The sequence below is a fragment of the Streptomyces sp. NPDC025833 genome, assembly GCF_055558055.1.
The window spans coordinates 436064-458990 of sequence record NZ_JBVHNF010000002.1 but is presented as its reverse complement, the minus strand read 5'-3'; the positions used below and the strand labels follow the sequence as shown (position 1 = coordinate 458990).

Below are 22927 nucleotides of genomic sequence, written 5' to 3'. Positions count from 1 at the left end.
GCCCTCGGACGGCCCTTGCTCTACACCTTGGTCGAGGTTTTACGGTGCCGGTGTCAGTGATCACCGCAGGAGGTACCGCACATGACCTTGCAGCCGCTCTCCGACGCCGAACTCGCCGCCCAGCCGGCCGCGTACTGGACCGGGGTCGCCTATGAGGCGCTCATCGCGTTCACCCGGGCCCGGCAGGCCGAACTGGGCTTCACCCAGCCCGGGTTCTGGCTGCTGCGCAACCTGTCGCCGAACGACCTCTGGCCGGACGGCCGGGGCAGAACCGTCCCCGAACTCGAGGCGGTGATGAGCGACTACCTGCGCCCCGAGGACGACCTGGCGGCCGAGGCGGAGGACCTGCTGGAGCGCGGGTGGCTCACCCGGGACGGGGACGGGCGGCTGGGCATCACCGCGGCCGGGGAGGAGGCCCGCACCGCCCTCAAGCGGCACGCCCCGGCCATCCGTGAGCGCATCCACGAGGGCATCGACGACGCGGACTACGTCGTCGCCCTGAAGGTGCTCCAGCGCATGATCCGCAACACCGGCGGTCCCGCGCTCTAGGGTCCCCGGCCGGTGCGGGGCCGGCGCCGGACGGGGCAAGAGCATGCGCGGCGGTCGCCCCGCGCGCCCAGCCCCGGCACCGCGCCCCGGCCGCGTGCGCGGGCGCCCGGCCACCGCCTCCGCGACCGGGGAGGCGGTGGCCGTACCGCCGGCGGCGGGGGCGGTCACGGCTTGCGGGCGAGTCCTCCGTGCTCGGCGACGACCTCCGGGGAGGGCGAACCCGGCTCCGGGCGCCAGTGGGTGACGGGGACGACGCCGGGCTCGACGAGTTCCAGACCGTCGAAGTACCCGGTGATCGCCTCCACCGTGCGCAGGTTGTACGGGACCGCGCCGCTGTTGTTGTAGGCGTCCTGGGCGTGCTCGAAGGCCGGGTCGACGCCGCGCGAGCCGTCGTTGACGGACAGGTAACTGCCGGACGGCAGGGCCGTCATGAGCCGGTCCACGATCGAGCGCGCCCGGTCGTAGTCGGCCACGTGCCCCAGGATGTTGCTCAGGACGAGCGCGGTGGGCCGGGTGAGGTCCAGCGTCTCGGCCGCCCTCGCCAGGATGAGGTCCGGGTCCGTGACGTCGGCGTCTATGTAGGCGGTCGCGCCCTCGGGGGAGGAGTAGAGCAGCGCGCGGGCGTGGGCCAGCACCATCGGGTCGTTGTCGACGTAGACGATCCGCGCCTGCGGGGCGAGCCGCTGCGCCACCTCGTGGGTGTTCTCCGCGGTCGGCAGCCCCGTGCCGATGTCCAGGAACTGCCGGATGCCCGCCTCGGAGACCAGGTACGCGATGTTGCGGCGCAGGAAGGCGCGGCTGCCGCGGGCGATCGTGACGATGCCCGGGAAGACGTCGGTGTACGCGTCGCCGGCCGCCTCGTCGACCGGGTAGTTGTCCTTGCCGCCGAGCCAGTAGTTCCAGATGCGGGCCGAGTGCGGCACCGAGGTGTCGATGGTGTGGTGCTTCGCCGGCTCGGGCGCCGTCGCCGGATCGGTCATGGGTCGTGTCCTTCTTTCAGCCATGGCGTGGATCAGCCACGGCCCAACCTACGTCCGAACACCTGCTCCCCACCTCCCGGTTCGGGCGCGGGGCGCGGCCGGCGGGGGAGCGGGGCCCGCCGGGGGCGGGGCGGAGAACGGCCGGGACCCGGCGGTCGGGCCGGACGGAGCGATAGGGAAAACCCTCGAATGACCGGCCGCTGGGTGACATGGCTTGGTCAATGCTGCCATTCTCCCTCCGCGTGCTGGTCCACCCCACCGGTTCACGGATCACGTCCCGCACAGCGCAGCTCACCCGGGCAGCAGACCCGTCTGCCCGTCTGTCACCGGCCGCTTATCCGCGGCCGCAGCAGGAGGAGTACGAGTGAGACCCCACAGATCACTTCCCCGCAAGAGCGCCATGGTCGGAGCCGCCCTGGCGTCCACCGCGGCCTTCCTCGCCGTCGGCCTCCAGGCGGTCCCGGCGACCGCCGCCCCGGCCGCCCCCCACCCCGGCCCGCTGCGCACCGGCGGCCTGGAGGCGAAGCTCAGCCCGGCCCAGCACCAGGCGCTGATCAAGAGCGCCCAGCAGCGGACCGCCACGACCGCCCGCACCCTCGGCCTCGGCGCGCAGGAGAAGCTGGTCGTCAGGGACGTCGTCAAGGACAACGACGGCACCGTGCACACGCGCTACGAGCGCACGTACGCCGGCCTGCCCGTGCTCGGCGGCGACCTCGTCGTGCACACCCCGCCCGCCTCGCTGGCGAAGGGGACCGTGAGCACGACCTTCAACAACAAGCACAAGATCCAGGTGCGTTCGACCACCGCGACCTTCACCAAGGCCGCCGCCCAGACCAAGGCGCTGAAGACCGCGCGGGCCCTGGACGCCAGGAAGGCCACCACCGACAGCGCCCGCAAGGTGATCTGGGCCGGCGACGGCACCCCGAAGCTCGCCTGGGAGACGGTGATCGGCGGCCTCCAGGAGGACGGCACGCCCAGCCGGCTGCACGTCGTCACCGACGCCACCACCGGCAAGGAGCTGTACCGCTACCAGGCCGTCGACACCGGTGTCGGCAACACCCAGTACAGCGGCCAGGTCACGCTCACCACGGCCCAGTCGGGTTCGACGTACACGCTGACCGACGCGACGCGCGGCGGCCACAAGACGTACAACCTGAACCGCGCCACGTCGGGCACCGGCACCCTGTTCTCGCAGACCAGCGACACCTGGGGCAACGGGACCACGTCCAACGCGGCCACCGCCGGCGCGGACGCCGCCTACGGCGCGCAGGAGACCTGGGACTTCTACAAGAACACCTTCAACCGCAGCGGCATCAAGAACGACGGCGTCGGCGCCTACTCCCGCGTCCACTACGGCAACGCCTACGTGAACGCCTTCTGGGACGACAGCTGCTTCTGCATGACCTACGGCGACGGTTCCGGCAACGCCGACCCGCTCACCTCCCTGGACGTGGCCGGCCACGAGATGAGCCACGGTGTCACGTCCAACACCGCCGGCCTCAACTACACCGGGGAGTCCGGCGGCCTGAACGAGGCCACCTCCGACATCTTCGGCACCGGCGTGGAGTTCTACGCCAACAACAGCTCGGACCCCGGTGACTACCTCATCGGCGAGAAGATCGACATCAACGGCAACGGCACGCCGCTGCGCTACATGGACAAGCCGAGCAAGGACGGCGGGTCGGCGGACAGCTGGTACTCCGGCGTCGGCAACCTGGACGTGCACTACTCCTCGGGCCCGGCGAACCACATGTTCTACCTGCTGTCCGAGGGCAGCGGCACCAAGGTCATCAACGGCGTGACCTACAACAGCCCGACCTCCGACGGCGTCGCCGTCACCGGCATCGGCCGGGCCGCCGCGCTCCAGATCTGGTACAAGGCGCTGACGTCGTACATGACGTCCAGCACCAACTACGCCGCCGCCCGCACCGCGGCCCTGAACGCCGCGACCGCGCTGTACGGCACCAACTCCGCGCAGTACGCCGGGGTGGGCAACGCGTTCGCCGGCATCAACGTCGGCAGCCACATCAACCCGCCCAGCAACGGGGTGACGGTCACCAACCCGGGCAGCCAGTCCGCCACCGTCGGCACCGCCGTCAGCCTGCAGATCCAGGCGAGCAGCACCAACAGCGGCGCGCTGACCTACAGCGCCTCCGGTCTGCCGGCCGGCCTGTCGATCAACAGCTCGACCGGTCTGATCTCCGGCACGCCCACCACGGCGGGCTCGAACAGCACCACCGTCACGGTGACCGACTCCACCGGCGCCACCGGCACCACGACCTTCTCCTGGACGGTCAGCCCGACCGGCGGCGGCTGCACCTCGCAGCAGCTGCTCACCAACCAGGGCTTCGAGTCCGGCAACACCGGCTGGACCGCCAGCAGCGGCGTCATCACCACCGACAGCGGTCAGCCGGCCCACGGCGGCTCCTACAAGGCCTGGCTCAACGGCTACGGCTCCACGCACACCGACTCGCTGTCCCAGTCGGTGACGATCCCCGCGGGCTGCAAGGCGACCCTGTCCTTCTACCTGCACATCGACACCGCGGAGAGCGGCAGCACCGCCTACGACAAGCTGACGGTGACCGCCGGTTCGAAGACGCTCGCGACGTACTCGAACGCCAACGCGGCCTCCGGCTACAGCCTGAAGACCTTCGACCTGTCCTCGCTGGCCGGCTCGACGGTCACGCTGAAGTTCAACGGCGTCGAGGACGCCTCGCTCCAGACCAGCTTCGTCGTGGACGACACGTCCCTGACGACCGGCTGAGCACCCCCCACCGGCGCGGCCCCGCACCCCGTTCCCCGGGTGCGGGGCCGCGTCATGTCAGAAGGTGCGCCCGAGCAGGCCGAGCAGCGCCACCCAGTGCCGCTCGGCGGCCTCCCGGTCGTAGGCGGGCGTGTCCGCCTGGGTGTAGCCGTGGTGGGCCCCCGAGTAGACCTCGCAGGTGTGCCGCACCCCGGCGGCGGTCAGGGCCTCCTCGAAGCGCGCCGCCTGCTCCGGGGGGAGGGACGGGTCCTCGTCGGCGTGCCCGAAGTACAGCTCCGCGGTGATCCGGGGGGCCTCCCGGTGCGGGCTGTCCGGGGCGTCGGTGGCGAGTCCGCCGCCGTGGAAGCCGGCCACCGCCGCGACCCGGTCCGGGTGGGCGCCCGCGGTCCACAGCGCCAGCCGGGCGCCCATGCAGTAGCCGGTCAGCGCCACCGGGCCGGCCGCCGTCAGGGGGTCGTCGGCCAGCCGGCGGAGGTAGGCGTCCGCGTCCCGCTCGACCAGGTCGGGCGTCAGCCCGGCCACGATCGGCCCGAGCCGCTCCCAGATGGTCGGGTCGGCGCCCGGGTCGATGAACTCGGGCAGTTCCAGGACCGGTGCCGGGCCGAGCCGGTAGAAGACGTTCGGCACCAGCACCGTGTACCCGGCGGCGGCGAGCCGGTCCGCCATGGACCGCAGGTGCGGCCGCAGCCCGTAGGCGTCCTGGTAGAACAGCACGGCCGGGTGGGGCCGGCCGTCGGCGGGACGGACGAGGTAGGCGTCGGCGACACCGTCCTCGGTCGGGATCTCGACAACGTTTCCCTGGACGTCGGTCATGGTGGGAAGGTCCTCCCTCGGGGTCGGCGAGCCGCGGTGGCGCCCGGCGCCGCGGCCGCGTCCCATGCTGTCACGCCGGGACGGCGCACCCGCCCGCGGTGTTCCGCGCGCTCACTCGAAGCGGCCGGCGTCCCCGGCGCCCCGCCGCACGATCTCGGGCTCGCCGCCGGAGAAGTCGATCACGGTCGTCGGCTCGGTGCCGCACTCGCCCGAGTCGACCACGGCGTCCACCACGTGGTCGAGCCGGTCCTTGATCTCCCAGCCCTGGGTCAGCGGCTCCGCCTCGTCCGGCAGCAGCAGCGTGCTGGAAAGCAGCGGTTCGCCCAGCTCCGCCAGGAGCGCCTGGGTCACCACGTGGTCGGGGATGCGCACGCCCACGGTCTTCTTCTTCGGGTGCATCAGCTTGCGCGGCACCTCGCGGGTGGCCGGCAGGATGAACGTGTAACTGCCGGGCGTCGACGCCTTGACGGCCCGGAACACGTCGTTGTCCACCCGGACGAACTGGCCGAGCTGCGCGAAGTCGCGGCACATCAGCGTGAAGTGGTGGCGGTCGTCCAGCCGCCGGATGGAGCGGATCCGGTCCATGCCGTCCCGGCTGCCCAGCCGGCAGCCGAGCGCGTAGCACGAGTCGGTCGGGTAGGCGATGAGCGCTTCCCCGCGCACCGCGTCGGCGATCTGCGCGATGCTGCGCGGCTGCGGGTTGTCGGGGTGCACGTCGAAGTACTTGGCCACCCGTCGAGCTTATGCCGTCCCACGGGGCCCCACGCGCACCCCCGGTCCCGCCGGACGCCGGCCGTCCTCCGGCCGGCGGTGATCCGGCGTGCGGGCGGGCGGCCCGAAGCTGTCCGGAATTCGTCTGCGTACCTCGCGGACCAAGGGGCATTCGACCTGTGAGCCGCCCGGGGCCGTCCCCCCGCCCCGGGCGCGGCGTCTCCGCCGGCGGCCCACTCCCCCCTCGGGCCGCCGGCGGAGCCAAGACCCGGCCTGACGCCGCCCGGCACGCGGGCACGGGCCGCTACCGGCCGCGCGACGGTGCGAGCACCGCCAGCGCGCCGTTGGCCTGCCGCAGCGCGTCCTCCAGGGCGCCGGGCGGGTGGAGCGAGCCGGTGCCGTCGGGCGGGACCAGCCACTCCAGGGAGCGGGCCGGGCGGTACGGCGGCGGTACGGCGACCCAGGAGCCCTTCGCCGCGTACCGCAGGCCGGCGCCCACCCAGCCGCCCGACGGGTCCGGCGGCAGCAGGAACCCCACCCGGCCCGCGGCCGTGTCCACCAGCGTCGGCCCGGGCACCGGCAGCGACGGCCGCCACAGCAGGTCCAGGGTGAGCAGCCCCAGCCGGACGGGCACGCTCAGCAGGTCCCAGAACCGGCCGGCCTCCAGCAGCGCGACGCCCTCGCCGTGGTCCCACTCCCACTTGCAGGCGCGCGGGTCCGCCGCCGACGCCGCCAGCCACTCCACGCCCCGCATCCACACCGTGTTCGCCATGCACTCTGCTCCGAGCTGTCCTCGCCCGCCTGCCCGAGCGCAGGGAACGGTCGCGCCCGGGCACGTCGTGCGGCCGCACACCCACCCGGCATCTGCATGGTTGTAGATATTTCTACGCGGCGGAAGGGGTGGCGCGGCATGGCGTTTGTGGCGAAATGTTCGAAGACCGTGCGCTCGTTCGTCGCCGGGGGCGGGGTGACAGGCCCGCCATCCGTGCCCATCCGCCGCCCGAACACATGATTCCGTCGTCCTCGCAACTGAGTCGAGTGTCAACTCTTGAGAAGCAGCACTTTCCCGCCGTAGTCTCACGGCATTCCACCGCCGTCTCCGTCGAGGTGTCCCATGGACCGCGCCCGTCTGCACGACCTGCTCACGCGCGAGAGCGCCGAGGCCGAACGCCGCAACCCGCGCTCCCGCGCGGCCTACGCGCGCGCCGGGCACCTCTTCGGCCGGGTGCCGATGACCTGGATGAACAAGACCGCCGGTGCCTTCCCGCGCTACCTGGCCGGGGCGCGGGGCGCACGGATCACCGACGTCGACGGGCACGAGTACATCGACTTCTGCCTCGGCGACACGGGCGCCATGGCCGGCCACTCGCCCGCGGCCGTCACCGAGGCCGTCCAGCGGCGCTTCGCCGAGCAGGGCGGCGCCACCGCCATGCTGCCCACCGAGGACGCCGAGTGGGTGGGCGCCGAACTCACCCGGCGGTTCGGGCCGGCGCGCTGGAGCTTCTCGCTCACCGCGACCGACGCCAACCGCTGGGCGATCCGGCTCGCCCGGGCCGTCACCGGCCGGTCCAAGATCCTGGTCAACAGCTACTGCTACCACGGCAGCGTGGACGAGTCGCTGATCGTCACCGGCCCGGACGGCACCGGCACCGCCCGTCCCGGCAACGTCGGCGCGCCCTGCGACGTGACCCAGACCAGCAGGGTCGCCGAGTTCAACGACCTCGCCGGGCTGGAGCGGGAACTGGCCCACGGGGACGTGGCCGCCGTCCTCATGGAACCCGCCCTCACCAACATCGGCATCGTGCTGCCCGAGCCCGGCTACCTCGCCGGGGTCCGCGACCTCACCCGCCGGTACGGCACCCTGCTGATCAACGACGAGACGCACACCTTCTCCGCGGGACCCGGCGGCTGCACGGCGGCCTGGGACCTGGAACCCGACGTCCTCACCATCGGCAAGGCGATCGGCGGCGGCATCCCGGCCGGCGCCTACGGGCTGTCCGCCGAACTCGCCGACCGCCTGCTGGCCCGCACCGACCTGGACCTCGTCGACATGGGCGGGGTCGGCGGCACCCTCGCCGGGAACGCGCTGTCGGTCGCGGCCGTCCGGGCCACCCTCGAACACGTCCTCACCGACGAGGCGTTCGCCCGCATGAGCGCGCTCGCCGAACGCTTCGAGGCGGGCGTCCGGGCCGGCATCGAGGCCCACCGGCTGCCCTGGTCGGTCAGCCGGCTCGGGGCCCGCACCGAGTACCGCTTCACCGCACCGGCCCCGCGCACCGGCACGGAGTCCGCGGCGGCCGCCGACGCCGAGCTGGAGGACTTCCTCCACCTCTACCTCGCCAACCGGGGCATCCTGCTCACGCCGTTCCACAACATGGCGCTGATGTGCCCGGACACCACCGAACGGGACGTCGACACCCACACCGAGGTCTTCGCCGCCGCGCTCGCCGAACTGGCCGGCTGAGAGGAGACCGGGAGACCGGGAGAAATGGACGACATCGACCGCGCCATCCTGCGCGAACTCCAGACCGACGGCCGCATCGCCTACGCCGACCTCGGGCCCCGGGTCGGGCTGTCCGCCTCGGCGGCCCGGCAGCGCCTGCAACGCCTGCTGGACTCCCGGACCGTCCAGGTCGTCGGGGTCACCGATCCGATGGCCATGGGCGGGCAGGCGATGGCCCTGCTCGGCATCGGCGTCGACGGCGACCCCCGGACCGTCGCCGACACCCTCGCCGACCGCCCCGAGGTCGTCTACTCGGTGCTCACCTCGGGCGGCTTCGACCTCTTCGCCGAGGTGGTGGCCGCCACGCCCAAGGCCCTGCTCGACTTCGTCAACGACGTGGTGCGCCCCGTCGAGGGCGTCCGGGAGATCCGCTCCTTCCCCTACTTCGGCATCCACACCCACCGCTTCCTGTGGGACGTGGGCTGAGACGGTGCCCGGCCCGGCTCAGCCGCCGGGCGGCTCGCGGCCCAGCACCAGCATGGTGGCGTCGTCGCGGACCGTGTAGTGCCGCCGCGTCAGGTCCGCCCAGACCGACTCGGGCAGCTCGGCGGACGGCGTGGCGGCCAGCAGGGCCAGCCGTTCCGGCAGCGGGTAGAAGGCGTCACCGGCGTTCCGGGCCTCCCACACGCCGTCCGAGGCGAGAAAAAGCCGGTCGTCCGGACCGAGCGCCACGGTGACCTCCTTCGGTGGTTCCCCGCCGTCGATCCCGAGGCCCAGCGGCGGGCCCGGCGCGACCGCCACCTCGCGGGCCTCGCCCGCGGACAGCAGGACGGGCGCGGGATGACCGCAGGCCAGCACCCGCGCCGCGGCCGCGTCCTCGGCGAACTCCACCAGCAGGGCCGTGGCGAAGAGTTCCGCGTGCCGCCGGTCCGCCGAGTCCAGCGCCAGCCGGCGGTCGAGCCGGGCCGCCACCGACTCCAGGTCCGGCTGGTCGAGGGCGGCCTCCCGGAACGCGCCCAGCAGCGACACCACCGTGGCCACCGCCCGCAGCCCGTGCCCCTGCACGTCGCCCATCACCGCGCGCACCCCGCACGGACCCGCCCGCACGTCGAAGAAGTCCCCGCCCACCAGCGTCCCGTCCTGCGCGGCCCGGTAATAGGTCGCGCACCGGACCGGCCCGACCCGGTCGGGCAGCGGCGGCAGGACGGCCCGCTGCACCGCCTCGCCGATCGCCCGCTCCGTGTCGAGCTGGGCGTCGCGGTGGCTGCGCACGTAGGACACGAACACGCTCAGCGTGACCACGAACACGATGGTGAGCAGATCGGTGTTGCCGGGGCGGTTCAGGTGGGTGGCCGGCACGTTCAGCGCCACGACCACGCCCAGGCCGAGGAGGCCGGTCGCCAGCGGGCCGTACGACAGGACCGCCAGCGGGGGGATCGCGCCCAGCAGGAAGCCGAGGTCGCGCGCGTGCGGGGTGACCAGCGCGGCCGTGCCGACGGCCACCAGCAGGATGACGGGCAGCACGCGCACCCACCACGGCGGCGGTGCGCCCCGCAGCCAGCCGCGATGCCTTCGGTCCCCGCGCGACGACCAGTCGCGCACCGATCCCACATCCCCAAGCTACGCCGCCCCCGGCGCCCCGCACACCGCGCGCCGGTCCGCCCCGCGGCGCCGCAGTCCGCCCCCGCGGGCCGTCCCGGGCCCGCCGGAGCCGCCGCCTACCGTGTGCCGTCGGCCAGCCGGGCCTCCGCCGCGGCCAGGATCTCGGTGACCCGCAGGCCGAAGGCGGCGTCGCAGGGGTGCGGGCGGCCCGTGCGCGCGGCCCGCAGCAGCGCGTCGGCGGCCCGGGTGAGCGCCGGGACCGCTCCCTCCGAGGCTTCCGGCAGGACCGACACGCCCGCCTCCCCGCGCAGTTCCACCCCGGCTCCGGCCGCCGCCGGGGGAGCGGTCAGGCTCAGCGTGAGCGTGCTCGACGCGCCGGTCGCGTGGTCGAGCACCAGGTGGACGGTGTCGGCCGGGCCGGGTGCCGCCGCGACGACCTGCCGTACGTCGCCGAGCACCGGCAGCAGGACCGACAGGGCGTGCGGGCCCACGTCCCACAGCGCGCCCTTCTCCCGCCGCCACGGCGAGGCGGCGAACGGGCTGTCGCCCGTGAACACCGCGCCGAGCCACTGGGCCCGCGCCGTGAACCAGCCCGGCACCGCGGCCTGCTCCTCGATCCAGGCCTCCGGCTCCTTCTGGAAACGCGCGGTGAAGAACACCACCGACGCGACCCCGGCCCGTTCCACCGCCGCCACGACGGCCCGTCCCGCGGCGGCCGAGAGCGCCAGCGGCTTGTCCAGCAGCAGGTGCCGGCCCGCACCGGCCGCGCGCACCGCCAGCTCGGCCTGCACGGACGGCGGCAGCGCGACCGCCACCGCGTCCACGTCGGCCAGCAGCGCGTCCACGTCGGCGTACGGGGCGGTGCCGTACCGTTCCGCCAGCGCCGCGGCCGCCTGCGGCCTGCGCCCCCACACCCCGGCGAACTCCAGGCCGGTGTGGGCGGCGAGGGCGGGGGCGTACGTCGTCCTCGCCCACGGGCCGGTTCCCAGCAGTCCGATGCGCATGTCGCGTTCCCTTCTCCGAACCGTTCCCCGCACCCTCAGGATGCTGCGCCCCGGTCGCCGTCCGCACACCTGTGGTCCGCGTCACCCCGGCCGGCGAGCCAGCCCGCGATGGCCGCGGCGATCGGCTGGCCGGTGTCCAGCTCCACGAACCCGAACTGGCCGGACTGGTTGCACTCCAGGAACCACCAGACGCCGTCGGCGTCCTCCGCGAAGTCGAAGGCGCCGTAGGCCAGTTCCGCACCGGCCATGTAGCGCAGGACGCCCTCGGCGACGCGTGGCGGCACCTCGGCGGGCAGCCAGGGCGAGACCGAGGGGGTGAAGCGGACGTCCACGTCGTCCGGGTGGGCGTCCGGGGCGGCGGGCTTGCGCGCGGCCAGCAGGGTGCGGCCGACGACGGTGAGCCGGATGTCGGCCCGCTTGGCGACCCGCCGCTGGAGCAGGGTCGGCCCGAAGGCCACCGCGGTGAAGTCGGCGTCCGGCGCCACCCGGCTGGTCGGCACCGCTCGCGGCGGCTCCTGCGGGTGGGCCCCGGAGACCGGCTTGACCACCAGGTCCGGGAAGCGTCCCGCGAACTCCCGCGCCGCCCGCGGGAACGTCGTGATGAGGGTGGCCGGCACCGCGAGGCCGCTGCCCTGCGCCAGGTGCAGTTGCCAGGGTTTGTGCCGGGCGCGGCGGGCGGCGTCCGGGTGGTTCATCCAGCGGGCGCCGGTGCTGCGCAGCATGCCGTAGAGCGCCTGCGAGGACTCCTCGGTCAGCCAGCCGGACGGCTGGCCGGCGCGGGCGGCCGGGTCGCCCGGCCGGCGCACCCAGACGGAGCGCACGCCGTCCGTGTCCACCAGGCGCCCGCCGGCCGACAGGCGCCCTCGGGAGGCGCCCTGCCCGTACTCGACGGAGAGATCCACCCCGGCGGTCAGATCGGCGGGGTCGAAGCGGACGACGGGCACGCCGGTCTCCCGCAAGTGGAGTACCACCATGTCCGCCGTCACGTCTTCCCGACTGGTCAGGATGAGCACGGTCATCGTCCGCGGTCCGCTGCTCAGTCGTCGAAGTGCGTCTTGGAACCGGCGGTCGAGGTCGTGGTTCCGAGGGCTCTCAGGGTCGCTTGGTCGGTGGCGGCGATGCGCCCGTCCGGGAGGACGTTCAACTGCAGTCCGGAGTCGTACGCGTACGGAGCGGTGGCGTCCAACTGCACTGCGGGGCGCGCGTAGTTGAGCGTGAACGGTTGCATGGGCTCTCCCTGACTAGGCTTTCACGTCCTTATACGAATCGAACGGATGATTGGTTTCCTTACGCTCCGTGATCATGGCCCCGGGCGGAACCGTCGCGGGCGTCGCAAGGAAGGACGCCGTACGAGGCCGTTTGGCTGCGTCCCGGCGCCGCCGTCTCACGACGTGAGCGCGTCCCGGGCGGCGGTGAGCGCCTGTTCCGCATACCCGCGCCCGAACAGCACCACGTGCACCAGGAGGGGGAAGAGCTGGTGCAGCGCCACCCGGCCGCGCCAGCCGTCGGCCGGCGGCGCGGCCTGCCGGTAGCCGTCCAGGATCAGGTCCAGGTGCGGGCAGCCGAACAGCCGGAGCATCGCCAGGTCGGTCTCCCGGTGCCCGCCGTGCGCCGCGGGGTCGATGAGCCGGACCTCGCCGTCGGCCCCCCACAGCACGTTCCCGTTCCACAGGTCGCCGTGCAGCCGCGCGGGCGGCTCGGCCGGGCCCGCCAGCTCCGGCAGCCGGGCGCAGACCCGCTCGAAGAGGGCCGTCTCGGCCGGGCGGAGCGTGCCGCGGTCGGCCGCGGCACGCACGTAGGGGAGGACCCGGTGCTCCGCGTACCAGTCCGGCCAGTCCGTGCCCGGCGTGTTGCGCATGGGGGCGAGGCCGATGTACGCGTCGCGCGGCCCGTCGGGCGGCGGCGACCCGAAGTGCGGGGCCCCGGACGCGTGCAGGGCGGCCAGCGCCCGGCCGAAACGCAGTGCCGCGTCCGGGCCGGGCGACCCGGTCGGCACCCGCTCGGTCACCATCCACGTCTCGTCGTGCCCGAGCACCGCCGGCACCCGGACCGCGCCCGCGGCGGCCAGCCAGCGCAGTCCCGCGACCTCCGCGCGTACCGCCCCCGGGCCGTCGCCCCGCTTGACCATCACCGGCGTCCCGCCGTCCAGGAGCACTTGCGCGGGCGAGCCCGACGGTCGCGCCACCCCGCTCACCGGGCGCCCGGTGAGCCGGGCCGCCGCCCGCCCCGGATCCTCGTCTGGGTTGACCACGGCCCCAGGGTACGGCCCCCGAACGGGGCCCGCTGTCGGGCACTTCGGCCGTTGGCAGGGCCGTTATCGGACAACTTCGGCCCCGGCGGGAACGCTGTCCGCCTACGACCGCCCCGGCACCGGAGCCGGAGCGACCGGAAGGGGCCCCGCCCGGGCCGGGACGGCGTGCGCCGCGGTGTCCGGCCGGGGTGGTGAACGGGTAGGGAGGGCGGGGCTCGCGGTGGCCGGGCGGCGACAGTGGGCGCCGCGGTGCCCGTCGGGCCGGGGCGGTGCATGGGCCGAGAGGGCGGGTGGCGTACGGGTCGCGAGGGCGGGCCTCGCGGTGGCCGGGCCGGGACGGCGTGCGCCGAGGTGCCGGCCGGGGTGGCGAACGGTCCGGAAGGGCGGGTCCTGCGGTGACCGGGCCGGAATGGCGACCGTCGCGGTGCCCGACCGGACTGGGGCGGCGAGCAGGCCGGGCTGGAGTGGCGAACGGGCCGGGGGTGGCGGTGAACGGGCGGGAAAGGCGGGCGGTGGCTCGGCCGGGAGAGCGGGTGGTGGCCGGGTTCCGTCGCGGCCCGCGCTCCTCCCGGCCGGCCGGTGGGGGACCGCGGCGGCCGGCCCGCTACGCCACCCGGGTCAGCCCGACCGGATTCCCCGGGGGCAACAGACCCGACGCCCACACCGTGCGGGCCAGCGGGTCCAGCAGTGCGGCGAGGCGCTCACCGCGCTCCGCGCCCAGCGCGGCCCACGGCCCCTCGGCGGCGGCGTCGGTGAGCGCCTCGGCCTCCGCGCGCACCGCCCGTCCCGCGGGCGTGAGCGAGCCGTCCGCCGCGAGCCGGCCGTCCGCGCGCAGCCGCGCCACGGCCGCCGCCCAGTCCTCCTCCGGCCACTTGCGGGTCTCGCGCAGGAAGGCCCCGTCGGACTCGCCGCCCGCCGCCTTGAGCACCATGGCCTCGACCGGCCCGATGCCGAGGCTGACCAGCACCGCCACGTGGGAGTCCCCGCGGTGCTCACGGAGGGTCGTCAGGGCCTGCCACAGCCGGGCGGCCGGCCGCTCCGGGCGCTCCAGCGCCTGGTTGGCGGCGGCCAGCACCCGGCCCGTGGTGTCCGCCGCCGCGGCGGCTTCCCACGCCAGGTCCGCGGCCTCGGCGAACGCGGCGGAGCCGACGGTGTCCGCCCCGAACAGCCGGGTCATGGCCGTGTCCATCGCCTGCCGGCGGGCCGCGAGCACCTGTGCCGGAGCGGCGTGCGCCCAGGCGTCCGGCAGGGCGCGGGCCACGCGCGCGGGGTGGAAGACGTAGAAGCAGCTCGCCACCACGGCGGGGGGCGCCGCGCCGAGCGGGGCGGCCCGCAGCGCGAAGTAACCCATCCAGAACCCGCGCATCCCCAGGTCCTCGGCCGCCCGGTGCGCCTCGGGGGTGAAGTAGACGAGGCCGTGCACCGGCTCGTACCGCTCCCACAGGGCCCGCGCCATCGTGTCGGCCACCGTTTTCTCCCGTCCTGTGTCCCCGCCGTGCCGTCCGGCACCAGCCTGCGCTATGACGGCTGTCATAACAAGGGGGCGGCGACCGGACCGCCGGCCCTCCTCGGGTACGGGGTGCTCACCCGTGCGGGCGCGGCGCCGGGACGGGGACTGGGCCGGACGGGGGGCCGCGAAGCGGGCGCGCTGGGGCAGACGGGTGGCGTGCTGACACGGCTGGGCGGCCCGGATGGTGCAAACCGGGCCCGGCGCTGACGGTGGTTCATGTCGAGGCCGGGTCCCTTCAGCTGATGAGGTATCGGCTGCCCGGTCACGGCGGAAGGACATCACTATGCGCTCTGCCCGCACGCTCCTGGCGACGGCGGCCACCGCGGCCGCCCTCGCCTTCGCGACGCCCGTCGCCGCGTTCGCCGTTCCGGCCGAGCACGACGGCGGCCGTGGCGACTCCTCGTACAGCAAGGAGGACGACAGCGGCTCCGGCCGAGGCAAGGGATCCGGCAACGACGAAGACAACGACTACGGCAGCAAGCGGGGAGGCGGGGGCGGACACGACGGACCGCGCGGCGGAATGCACACGGGTGGCGGAGCGCTCGCCACGGTCCACCGCGACGACTCGGGCGGGGAGGACGACAGCCGGTTCGACCCCGAGAGCTACCGCGACAAGGGCGGCCGTGACGGAGGCGGCGGCGAGGAGAAGGGCGAGAAGGGCGGCGGCAAGGGGGACAAGGGCGGCAGGGGCGACAAGAGCGAGTGGGGTGACGACGAGCGCGAGAAGCCGCGCGGCGGCATGCACACCGGTGGCGGCGGACTCGCCACGCCCGGTGTCACCACGGGCGGACTCGCCGTGCTCGCCGTAGGCGCCACCGGCGCGTACGCGCTGCGCCGCAGGAAGGCCGCCACCCAGGCGTCCTGACGGGCCGCCGCGCCGCAGGGGCTGCGGACGCCGCCGACGCGCCGGCCGTGTCGGCCGCCCGCGCCCCCTGCGCCCCCGGACACCGGGGCCCCGTCCTCCTTCCCCCGCACCGACTCCGCGCTGCCGTGACCGAGTGAGGTGGTGTCCGATGGCAGCAGATTCCCCCACGACCACCATGGGCTCCGGCCGCGGCGGGCGGCTGACGCTGTGGGGTGTGGCGGCCGTCTTCCTGGCCGTGAACATGTTCGGCGGTCATCACGAGCCGGACGGCAAGCCCGAGGCGCACCGGGCCGCGGGCGCCGGCGCCGCCCCGACGGCCGAGCCGCGGCAGACCCGCGCCGCGCTGCCCCGGTCCACGCCGACCCGGCTGCGCATCCCCAAGATCTCCGTGGACGCCCCCTTCACCACCCTCGTCCTCGGCGCCTCGGGCCAGTTGCAGCCGCCGCCCGCCGCCGACACCAACCTCGTCGGCTGGTACGCCGACGGGGTCTCGCCCGGTGAGACGGGCACCGCGATCATCGCCGGGCACGTGGACACGGTGACCTCGGCGGCCGTCTTCGCCAACCTCGACGAACTGGAGGCGGGCGACCGGTTCTCCGTGGAGCGGTCCGACGGGAGCACGGCGGACTTCGTCGTGGACCACGCCGAGACCTATCCGAAGGACGACTTCCCCAGCGACCGGGTGTACGCGGACGCGTCGCGCCCCGAGGCCCGGCTCATCACCTGTGCCGGGGACTACGACCACACGGCGCGGGACTACACCGACAACCTGGTCGTCTTCGCCCACCTGGAGTGAGCCGGCCGCCTCCGGTCAGGCGGCGCGGTCCGTGAACGGGCCGTCCGCCGCGAAGACCAGTTCCGCGAACCGCTCGCCGATCCGCCGGTGCCCGGCGGTGTCGGGGTGGAGGCCGTCGGGCAGCGGCAGCTCCGCGAAGTCGGCGGCACCGTACAGCTCCCGGCCGTCCAGGTAGTGCAGGGCGGGGTCCTCGGCGGACCGCTCGCGCACGATCCGGGCCAGTTCCTCCCGTACGACGCCCAGGGTGAGCTTCCCGGCCGCCCGCTCGGCCGGGTCCCCGGCGGCCCGGTACCGCACCCGGCCCTCGGCCAGCGCGGAGAGGTCCATGGCGGTGGGGCCGGGGGTGTCCTCGTGCATCGGGCACAGCACGGGCGAGACGACGAGCAGCGGGACGCCGGGGTGGCCCTCGCGCACGGTGTCGAGGAAGCCGTGCACGGCGGGGCCGAACGCGCGCAGCCGCATCAGGTCCGTGTTGACCAGGTTGATGCCCAGCTTGACGCTGATCAGGTCGGCGGGCGTGTCGCGCAGCGCGCGGGCGGTGAACGGGTCGAGCAGCGCGCTGCCGCCCAGCCCGAGGTTGATCAGTTCCACCCCGCCCCGGGCGGCGGCGAGCGCCGGCCAGATGGCGGTGGGGGTCGCCGCGTCGGAGCCGTGACTGAGCGAACTGCCGTGGTGCAGCCACACCCGGCGGCCGCGGTCCGGCACGGGCTCGACGGGCGCGTCGGTGCGCAGCGCGACGAGTTCGGTCGTCTCGTTGTGCGGCAGCCAGATCTCCACGTCCTTGGCGGCGTCCGGCAGGCCGGTGAAGCGCACGGTGCCGACCGGACCGGGCCGGTGCTCGGAGGTGCCGGTGGCCAGGTCCACGGTCAGGGTGCTGCCGTCGGCGAGGGAGGCGCTGCCGGCCGGGCGCCCGTCGACGACCAGGTCGTACACACCGTCGGGGCGGGGCGGCGCGCCGGGGTACACGCGCTTGGTCGGCAGGGTGTCCAGTTCGACCGTGGTGGCGCGGGTGCGGAAGGCCACCCGTACGCCGGAGGGCTGGGCCTCCGCCAGTGCGAGCTGCGGGTCGGCGCACTGGGCGCGGGCCCGGGCGGGCAGGCGGTGCGGCAGCAGGCCGTGCTCCGTGCGCTCCAGGTCGAGGGCGCCGCGGACCAGGCCGGCGGTGAGGGGGGTGGTGTGCATCGTGTACGTCCGTGCTTCCAGGGGGTGTTTCCGGGGGAGGTGCCGTCAGGGGCGGGTGGGCCAGTCGCGCAGCAGGGCGTCGAGGGCGTCCAGGATGCGGGCCCAGGACTCGTCGGAGCCGGGCGCGCTGTGACTGAAGCCGCCGGCCGCCTCCAGGCTGATGTAGCCGTGGAAGACGCTGCCGAGCAGGCGGACCGCGTGCGTCCCGTCCGGCTCCGACAGGTCGTAGCCGCGCAGGATCGCCCGGGTCAGCGAGGCGATCCGGACCCCCGCGCTGCCGGCGGCCGTCTCGTCGTCCAGCGGGTGGCGGGCCGCCGTGTAACGGCCGGGGTGGGCGCGGGCGTAGTCCCTGAAGACGTTCGCGAAGGCACCGAGGGCGTCCTTACCGGACCGGCCGGCCAGCGCCGCGGCGGCGAGATCCGCCAGTTCCTCCAGCGCGAGCAGGGCGATCCGGGTCTTCAGGTCCTGGGTGCTGCGTACGTGCGAGTACAGGCTCGCGACCCTGACGTCGAAGCGCCGGGCCAGGGCGGAGGCCGTGACCTGCTCGAAGCCGACCTCGTCGGCCAGCTCCGTGCCGGCTCTCACCAGGCGCTCCGTGGTCAGTCCCGCACGCACCATCGCTCCGCTCCCGTCACTCTGCCGTAATGGATTATGCAGTTCCCTAAAGGCTTTAGGCAAGCGGGGTGGGGGTCTCGGTGCGCGGCGGGCGGCGGCCCACCGCACCGGCGCTGTGCCGGGGCCGCCGAACACCCACTTATTTGTGGGTACTTGGCAGTCCCCGCCGGCCGGGAGAGGCTGTTCACCGAGGCCGGCGCCGCCGCGGACCGGAAGGGAGGGGACGACGGCAGCGCCTCAGGACACGGCCTCGTGCTCGCGGAGCCGGTCCAGACGGCGGTGCCCCCAGTGGGCCAGGGGGCCCAGCGCCGCGGTCAGGTCGCGGCCGAATCCGGTCAGCGAGTACACGGTCTTCGGCGGCAGCACGTCGTGCACCTCCCGGTGCACGAGGCCGTCCTCGGCCATCTCGCGCAGCGCCTGGGTCAGCACCTTCTCGCTCACCCCCGGCATCCGGCGGCGCAGTTCACCGGGCCGCTGCGGCCCGGACTCCAGCAGCCACAGCAGCCACGTCTTCCACTTGCCGTCGATCACGGCGATCGCGGCGGTCACTCCGCAGACGTTCGGGTCCTGGGCACGGCTGCGCGTCATCGGCGTCCTCTTCGGTCTCCCGCGGCCGTCCGGCCGCTCGTCCTCGTCACACACTGATCACTTTCGGGAGTTGCAACATGTCCACCACCTCGGATCTTCCTGCCGTCACCGTGCTCGGGCTCGGCCCCATGGGCCGCTCGCTGGCGGGCGCGTTCCTCGCGGCCGGCCTGCGGACCACGGTGTGGAACCGCACACCGGGCAGGGACCGGGAGCTGACGGAGCAGGGGGCGTCCGGTGCCGCCTCGCCCGAAGAGGCCGTGTCCGCGGGGGATCTGGTCGCCGTCTGCGTGGTCGACTACGACGCCGCCGACGCCCTCCTGCGCCGTGCGGAGGTCACCCGCGCGCTGAAGGGCCGTACCGTCCTGAATCTGACCGCCGACCGCCCGGACCGGGCCAGGGACGGCGCCCGGTGGGCGGCGGACCACGGCTTCGGATACCTGGACGGGGCGATCATGACACCGGCCCCGAGCATCGGCACCCCCGAGGCCGTCTTCCTGCACAGCGGTCCGCGCGACCTCTACGACCGGCACCGGCCGGTACTGGAACTGCTCGGCGGGACGCACACCCACCTGGGGGAGGAGATCGGCCGGGCCGCCACCTTCGACATCGCGCTGCTCGACATCTTCTGGACCGCCATGGCGGGGTACGCGCACGCCGTGGCGATCGCCCGGGCCGAGGGGGTGACGGCCCGGGAACTGGCCCCCTTCGCCCAGGGCATCGGCGCGATCCTGCCGCCGCTGTTCGGCACCTTCGCGGAGGACGCCGACAACGGCACGTACTCCGGAGAGATCAACCCCATCACCTCGGCCGTCTCCACCATGGCCCATGTCGTCGAGGTCTCCGAGTCCCACGGCATCGACGCGGGCGTGATGCGGGCCGCGGAGGGCCTGGCCCGCCGCGTCATCGGCCTCGGCCACGGCGCGGACGGGTTCATGCGGGCCGCGGAGGTACTCGGCCGCCACTGACCGGGCCCCCTCGGCCACGGGGACACCGGTCCCTGCGGGCGGGGCGTCCGGGGCGGACTGCTTCGGGTGGGGCCGCCCCGGGTGGGGCGCTCGGGCGGGGCACCTGAGCGGGGGCGTTCGGGGCGTCGGGTGTCCGTTGGTCCAGGATGGGTCGCCTTGGATCCCGTAGTCGGCGGGCCGCGACGGGCCGCCGGGCGCCCACCGGTCCAGGGTGGGCCGGCAGGCCTCCCCGAGCGCGGTCAGGTCAGTCACCTGGGCGCGGTTCCCCCGGCGGTCTGCCACGGCCGCCGGGCGTCCAGCGGCTACGAGAGCCCTGGGCGTCCCCCCGGGGAGGCCGCCCGGGGGTGGTCCCCCTCGGTGGGCCGCCATGGTCCGTCGATCTCGGGCGGACCATCGGGAGCCCACCGGCCCCGGGTGGGCCGTCGGCTTGCCACCGGACCGGAGACGGCCACCGGAGGGGCCGTAGGGGTCACCGGCCCCGAGTCCGTCGCCCGTCCTCGGTCGCGCGGGGCCGGACCCGCCGACCCCGCGACTCGCCCCCGCCCCCGGGCCCCGTTCGGCGGCCCGGCGCCGCCCCGAGTCGCCGCCGCGCCACCGCGTGCGGGCGGTGGTCGCGTGTGGTCCTCCGCACCCCGGCGACCAGCGACTTGTGCCCTGCGGGGGGCCGTGGAACGCTTCGGCGGCGGAGGCGAACGGGCGCGGGGCGCCGGGCCGAGGGAGTGAACGGGGGGAGCGGACCGATGGAGCTGGAGCTGCGGCACCTGCGGGTGCTGTGCGCGATCGCCGACGCGGGCGGTGTGGGGCGCGCCGCCGCGCAACTCGGTTACTCGCAGCCGGCCGTGAGCACCCAGCTCCGGCGCATCGAGCGCCACCTGGGCGAGCCGCTCTTCGAACGCGGCCCGAGCGGGGTCCGGCCGACCCGGTACGGCGCCGAGGTCGTCGAGCAGGCCCGGGACGTCCTCGCGCGGGCCGCCGCGATCGGGCACCGCCCGCCCCCGGCCCGCGCCCGCCGTACCCTGCGGGTGGCCGCGACCAACTCGCCCGTGCTGCCCGGTACCGTCTCCCGGGTCCGCGCCCGGCTGCCGGAGCTGGCCATCGCGGTCACCAGCGTCTACTCCTCCGCGCGGATCGTGGAACTGCTGGAGGAGGGGACGGTGGACGCCGCCATCGCCGCCGACTACCCCGGCATGGAACTGCGGCACTCGGCCGGAGTACGGCACCGCGGGATCGTCACCGAGCCGACGTTCGTCGCCCTGCCCGCCCGGCACCGGCTCCGGCAGAGCCCCCAGGTGCAGCTCGCCGACCTCGCCGAGGACGCCTGGTTCGTGACCCCGGACGACGGCGCCGGCTGGCCCGGGGTGTTCTACGAGGCCTGCTCGGCGGCCGGGTTCGCGCCGGTCACCGTGCACGAGTGGCTGGGCGACCAGGTCCAGCTCCAGAGCATGATCGCCGACGGACTCGGGGTGTCCCTGGTGCAGCCGACGCTGCGGCCGATCCCGCACGTCGTGGTCAAACCGCTGGCGGGCTCGCCGCTGTGGTGCCGCTACGTCCTGGCCTGGCGCCCGGACGCCGTCACCGAAGACGTCGTGGAGACGGTGATCGGGTCCGCCACGGACGCGTACCGCGATCTCGTCGCCCAGGCTCCCCACCTGCGCACCTGGGTTTCGCGCACCTGGAGCGTCGCCGGGCCGTAGCGGTATGCCCGTGCCGGGGCCGCCCGCACCGCCGTACCGCTCCCGCGCGGCACGCGGCAGGCGCCGCCGGGGCCCGCGGGGACGGCCGGACGGGGGTGACACGTGCCCCGCGCGTGGTTCCCGGGGCCCGCACCAGGTGATAGACACGGCGGGTCGCAGTTCCTGTCCGCCAGCAGGAAGGTTGTCGCCGCATGTCCGCAACGCGCCGTCAGGTCCTTTCCCGAGCGAGCGCCCTGGGAGTGGGCATCGCCTTCACCGGGTCCCTGTCCGAGCTCTTCGCGGGAACCGCCGCCGCCCTGAATCAGGGGCACGCCGGGTACGGCCCGCTCGTCCCCGATCCGCACGGCCTGCTCGACCTGCCGAAAGGTTTCCGCTACACCGTGCTCTCCCGCGAGGGCGACCCGCTCCGGTCGGGTGAGGGCCGGGTGCCCTCCCACCACGACGGCATGGCCGCCTTCGCCGGCCGCGCGGGCCGTACCCACCTCGTCCGCAACCACGAGAACCGCGTCACCGCCGCCGTCCCGGTCCCGGCCGTCCCCGGTCTCACCTACGACCCGGCGGGCAAGGGCGGCTGTACGGCCCTGACGCTGGACGCCCGCCACCGCGTGCTCGCCGAGCGGGTCGCCGTCGCCGGTACGGCGGTCAACTGCGCGGGCGGCCCTACCCCCTGGGGCACCTGGCTGACCTGCGAGGAGACCGAGGACAGGGCGGGGACCAACGGCTACACCAAGGACCACGGCTTCGTCTTCGAGGTCCACCCCACCGAGCCGTACCGCACCGGCGCGGTGCCGCTGACCGCGATGGGCCGATTCCAGCACGAGGCGGTCGCCGTCGACCCGCGAGGCGGTGTCGTCTACGAGACGGAGGACGCGTTCGACAAGCCCTTCGGCCTCTTCTACCGCTTCCTGCCCGACAAGCCGCTGGGCGGCGTCGGATCGCTGCGCGCCGGCGGCCGGCTCCAGGCGATGCGCGTGCCGGGGGTGCCGGACCTGTCGACGGTCCGGGAGGCCGGCGCGCACTACGACGGCGTCGAGTGGATCGACGTCCCCGACCCCTCGGCCGGCTCGGAACCGACCCGGTTGCAGGACTACGGCCGGGGCGGCATCACGCACGCGCAGAAGCTGGAGGGCTGCTACTGGGGCGGTGGCCGCGTCTACTTCGTGTCGTCCTTCGCCCGGAGCGCGGACGGCTCGGGCGCCGACCACTACGGGCAGGTCTGGCGCTACGACCCGGACCGCCGCCGGCTGACCCTGGTCGTGGTGTTCGGGCCGGACACCGACGTCCGGCTGCCCGGCGAATCCCCGGACAACATCTGCCTGGCCCCCGGCGGCGGCCTGATGGTGTGCGAGGACGGCAACGGCGCGCAGCACGTCTTCGGCCTGACCCGCGAGGGCGAGGTGTACGCGATGGCCCGGGGCCGCCAGAACATCGGGACGGCGGCGGAGCCCGAGTGGGGCGAGTTCGCCGGAGTCACCTTCGCACCCGACGGGCGGACGATGTTCGTCAACTGCTACACCCCCGGCACCACGTTCGCGGTGACGGGGCCGTGGCACGGATAGCACGCGCACAGCCCTGACCGGGCCGGAGCGCACGCA

At 74.7% G+C, this 22927-nt stretch carries 22 protein-coding genes; 9 read left to right on the top strand and 13 right to left on the bottom strand.

Annotated features, from left to right (window positions below):
- Window positions 1–81 precede the first annotated feature (81 nt).
- The gene (locus tag ACZ4K2_RS04595) at window positions 82–549 is read left to right on the top strand and encodes a MarR family transcriptional regulator (RefSeq protein ID WP_467470407.1); all 468 of its coding nucleotides are present in this window, start codon (window positions 82–84) and stop codon (window positions 547–549) included.
- A 164-nt stretch (window positions 550–713) separates the two neighbouring features.
- Here the strand turns inward: ACZ4K2_RS04595 and ACZ4K2_RS04590 are convergent, their stop codons facing one another.
- On the bottom strand, window positions 714–1529 hold the full coding sequence (locus tag ACZ4K2_RS04590; RefSeq protein ID WP_467470405.1) for an SAM-dependent methyltransferase: 816 nt from the start codon (window positions 1527–1529) through the stop codon (window positions 714–716).
- 400 nt (window positions 1530–1929) lie between these two features.
- Here ACZ4K2_RS04590 and ACZ4K2_RS04585 point away from each other — a divergent pair, with 400 nt between their 5' ends.
- Entirely contained in the window at window positions 1930–4293 is a 2364-nt protein-coding gene (locus ACZ4K2_RS04585) for a M4 family metallopeptidase (RefSeq protein ID WP_467470491.1), read from the top strand.
- Between the two features lie 57 nt (window positions 4294–4350).
- On the opposite strand, the gene ACZ4K2_RS04580 is transcribed toward ACZ4K2_RS04585, so the two are convergent.
- From ACZ4K2_RS04580 to ACZ4K2_RS04570, 3 genes are all read right to left on the bottom strand, one after another.
- Window positions 4351–5106: a dienelactone hydrolase family protein gene (locus ACZ4K2_RS04580; RefSeq protein ID WP_467470403.1), complete on the bottom strand. Its 756-nt coding sequence runs from the start codon at window positions 5104–5106 to the stop codon at window positions 4351–4353.
- A 111-nt stretch (window positions 5107–5217) separates the two neighbouring features.
- Entirely contained in the window at window positions 5218–5838 is a 621-nt protein-coding gene (locus ACZ4K2_RS04575) for an L-threonylcarbamoyladenylate synthase (RefSeq protein WP_467470401.1), read from the bottom strand.
- A 283-nt stretch (window positions 5839–6121) separates the two neighbouring features.
- Window positions 6122–6589: a hypothetical protein gene (locus ACZ4K2_RS04570; protein ID WP_467470399.1), complete on the bottom strand. Its 468-nt coding sequence runs from the start codon at window positions 6587–6589 to the stop codon at window positions 6122–6124.
- A gap of 342 nt (window positions 6590–6931) precedes the next feature.
- Here ACZ4K2_RS04570 and ACZ4K2_RS04565 point away from each other — a divergent pair, with 342 nt between their 5' ends.
- Both ACZ4K2_RS04565 and ACZ4K2_RS04560 read left to right on the top strand, forming a co-directional pair.
- Complete coding sequence (locus ACZ4K2_RS04565; protein WP_467470397.1) at window positions 6932–8281, top strand: transaminase; 1350 nt, start codon at window positions 6932–6934, stop codon at window positions 8279–8281.
- 24 nt (window positions 8282–8305) lie between these two features.
- Complete coding sequence (locus ACZ4K2_RS04560) at window positions 8306–8746, top strand: Lrp/AsnC family transcriptional regulator (RefSeq protein ID WP_467470395.1); 441 nt, start codon at window positions 8306–8308, stop codon at window positions 8744–8746.
- A gap of 18 nt (window positions 8747–8764) precedes the next feature.
- Here ACZ4K2_RS04560 and ACZ4K2_RS04555 read toward each other — a convergent pair whose 3' ends face one another.
- The 6 genes from ACZ4K2_RS04555 to ACZ4K2_RS04530 all read right to left on the bottom strand — a co-directional run bounded on the left by ACZ4K2_RS04555 (window position 8765) and on the right by ACZ4K2_RS04530 (window position 14585).
- Window positions 8765–9871, bottom strand: a complete 1107-nt coding sequence (locus ACZ4K2_RS04555; RefSeq protein WP_467470393.1) for a PP2C family protein-serine/threonine phosphatase — start codon at window positions 9869–9871, stop codon at window positions 8765–8767.
- Window positions 9872–9978: 107 nt separating this feature from the next.
- Window positions 9979–10866, bottom strand: a complete 888-nt coding sequence (locus ACZ4K2_RS04550; protein ID WP_467470392.1) for a Gfo/Idh/MocA family protein — start codon at window positions 10864–10866, stop codon at window positions 9979–9981.
- Window positions 10867–10901: 35 nt separating this feature from the next.
- On the bottom strand, window positions 10902–11885 hold the full coding sequence (tgmB, locus tag ACZ4K2_RS04545; RefSeq protein WP_467470390.1) for an ATP-grasp ribosomal peptide maturase: 984 nt from the start codon (window positions 11883–11885) through the stop codon (window positions 10902–10904).
- A gap of 17 nt (window positions 11886–11902) precedes the next feature.
- Entirely contained in the window at window positions 11903–12094 is a 192-nt protein-coding gene (gene tgmA / locus ACZ4K2_RS04540) for a putative ATP-grasp-modified RiPP (RefSeq protein ID WP_467470388.1), read from the bottom strand.
- A gap of 156 nt (window positions 12095–12250) precedes the next feature.
- Window positions 12251–13117 carry a fructosamine kinase family protein gene (locus ACZ4K2_RS04535; RefSeq protein ID WP_467470386.1) on the bottom strand — a complete coding sequence of 289 codons (867 nt, stop codon included), beginning with the start codon at window positions 13115–13117 and terminating at the stop codon, window positions 12251–12253.
- 604 nt (window positions 13118–13721) lie between these two features.
- Entirely contained in the window at window positions 13722–14585 is an 864-nt protein-coding gene (locus ACZ4K2_RS04530; protein ID WP_467470384.1) for an SCO6745 family protein, read from the bottom strand.
- A 325-nt stretch (window positions 14586–14910) separates the two neighbouring features.
- On the opposite strand from ACZ4K2_RS04530, the gene ACZ4K2_RS04525 reads away from it, so the two are divergent.
- Window positions 14911–15492, top strand: a complete 582-nt coding sequence (locus ACZ4K2_RS04525) for a hypothetical protein (protein ID WP_467470383.1) — start codon at window positions 14911–14913, stop codon at window positions 15490–15492.
- A gap of 148 nt (window positions 15493–15640) precedes the next feature.
- The gene (locus ACZ4K2_RS04520; protein WP_467470381.1) at window positions 15641–16288 is read left to right on the top strand and encodes a class F sortase; all 648 of its coding nucleotides are present in this window, start codon (window positions 15641–15643) and stop codon (window positions 16286–16288) included.
- A gap of 15 nt (window positions 16289–16303) precedes the next feature.
- Here ACZ4K2_RS04520 and ACZ4K2_RS04515 read toward each other — a convergent pair whose 3' ends face one another.
- The 3 genes from ACZ4K2_RS04515 to ACZ4K2_RS04505 all read right to left on the bottom strand — a co-directional run bounded on the left by ACZ4K2_RS04515 (window position 16304) and on the right by ACZ4K2_RS04505 (window position 18673).
- A complete protein-coding gene (locus ACZ4K2_RS04515) occupies window positions 16304–17470 on the bottom strand; it encodes a GDSL-type esterase/lipase family protein (RefSeq protein ID WP_467470379.1) in 1167 nt (388 codons plus the stop codon).
- Window positions 17471–17515: 45 nt separating this feature from the next.
- The gene (locus tag ACZ4K2_RS04510; protein WP_467470378.1) at window positions 17516–18088 is read right to left on the bottom strand and encodes a TetR/AcrR family transcriptional regulator; all 573 of its coding nucleotides are present in this window, start codon (window positions 18086–18088) and stop codon (window positions 17516–17518) included.
- A 234-nt stretch (window positions 18089–18322) separates the two neighbouring features.
- The gene (locus tag ACZ4K2_RS04505; RefSeq protein ID WP_467470376.1) at window positions 18323–18673 is read right to left on the bottom strand and encodes a winged helix-turn-helix transcriptional regulator; all 351 of its coding nucleotides are present in this window, start codon (window positions 18671–18673) and stop codon (window positions 18323–18325) included.
- A 77-nt stretch (window positions 18674–18750) separates the two neighbouring features.
- On the opposite strand from ACZ4K2_RS04505, the gene ACZ4K2_RS04500 reads away from it, so the two are divergent.
- From ACZ4K2_RS04500 to ACZ4K2_RS04490, 3 genes are all read left to right on the top strand, one after another.
- Window positions 18751–19638: an NAD(P)-dependent oxidoreductase gene (locus tag ACZ4K2_RS04500; RefSeq protein WP_467470374.1), complete on the top strand. Its 888-nt coding sequence runs from the start codon at window positions 18751–18753 to the stop codon at window positions 19636–19638.
- 740 nt (window positions 19639–20378) lie between these two features.
- Entirely contained in the window at window positions 20379–21332 is a 954-nt protein-coding gene (locus ACZ4K2_RS04495) for a LysR family transcriptional regulator (protein WP_467470372.1), read from the top strand.
- A gap of 191 nt (window positions 21333–21523) precedes the next feature.
- A complete protein-coding gene (locus ACZ4K2_RS04490) occupies window positions 21524–22891 on the top strand; it encodes an alkaline phosphatase PhoX (RefSeq protein ID WP_467470370.1) in 1368 nt (455 codons plus the stop codon).
- The last annotated feature ends 36 nt before the right edge of the window (window positions 22892–22927 follow it).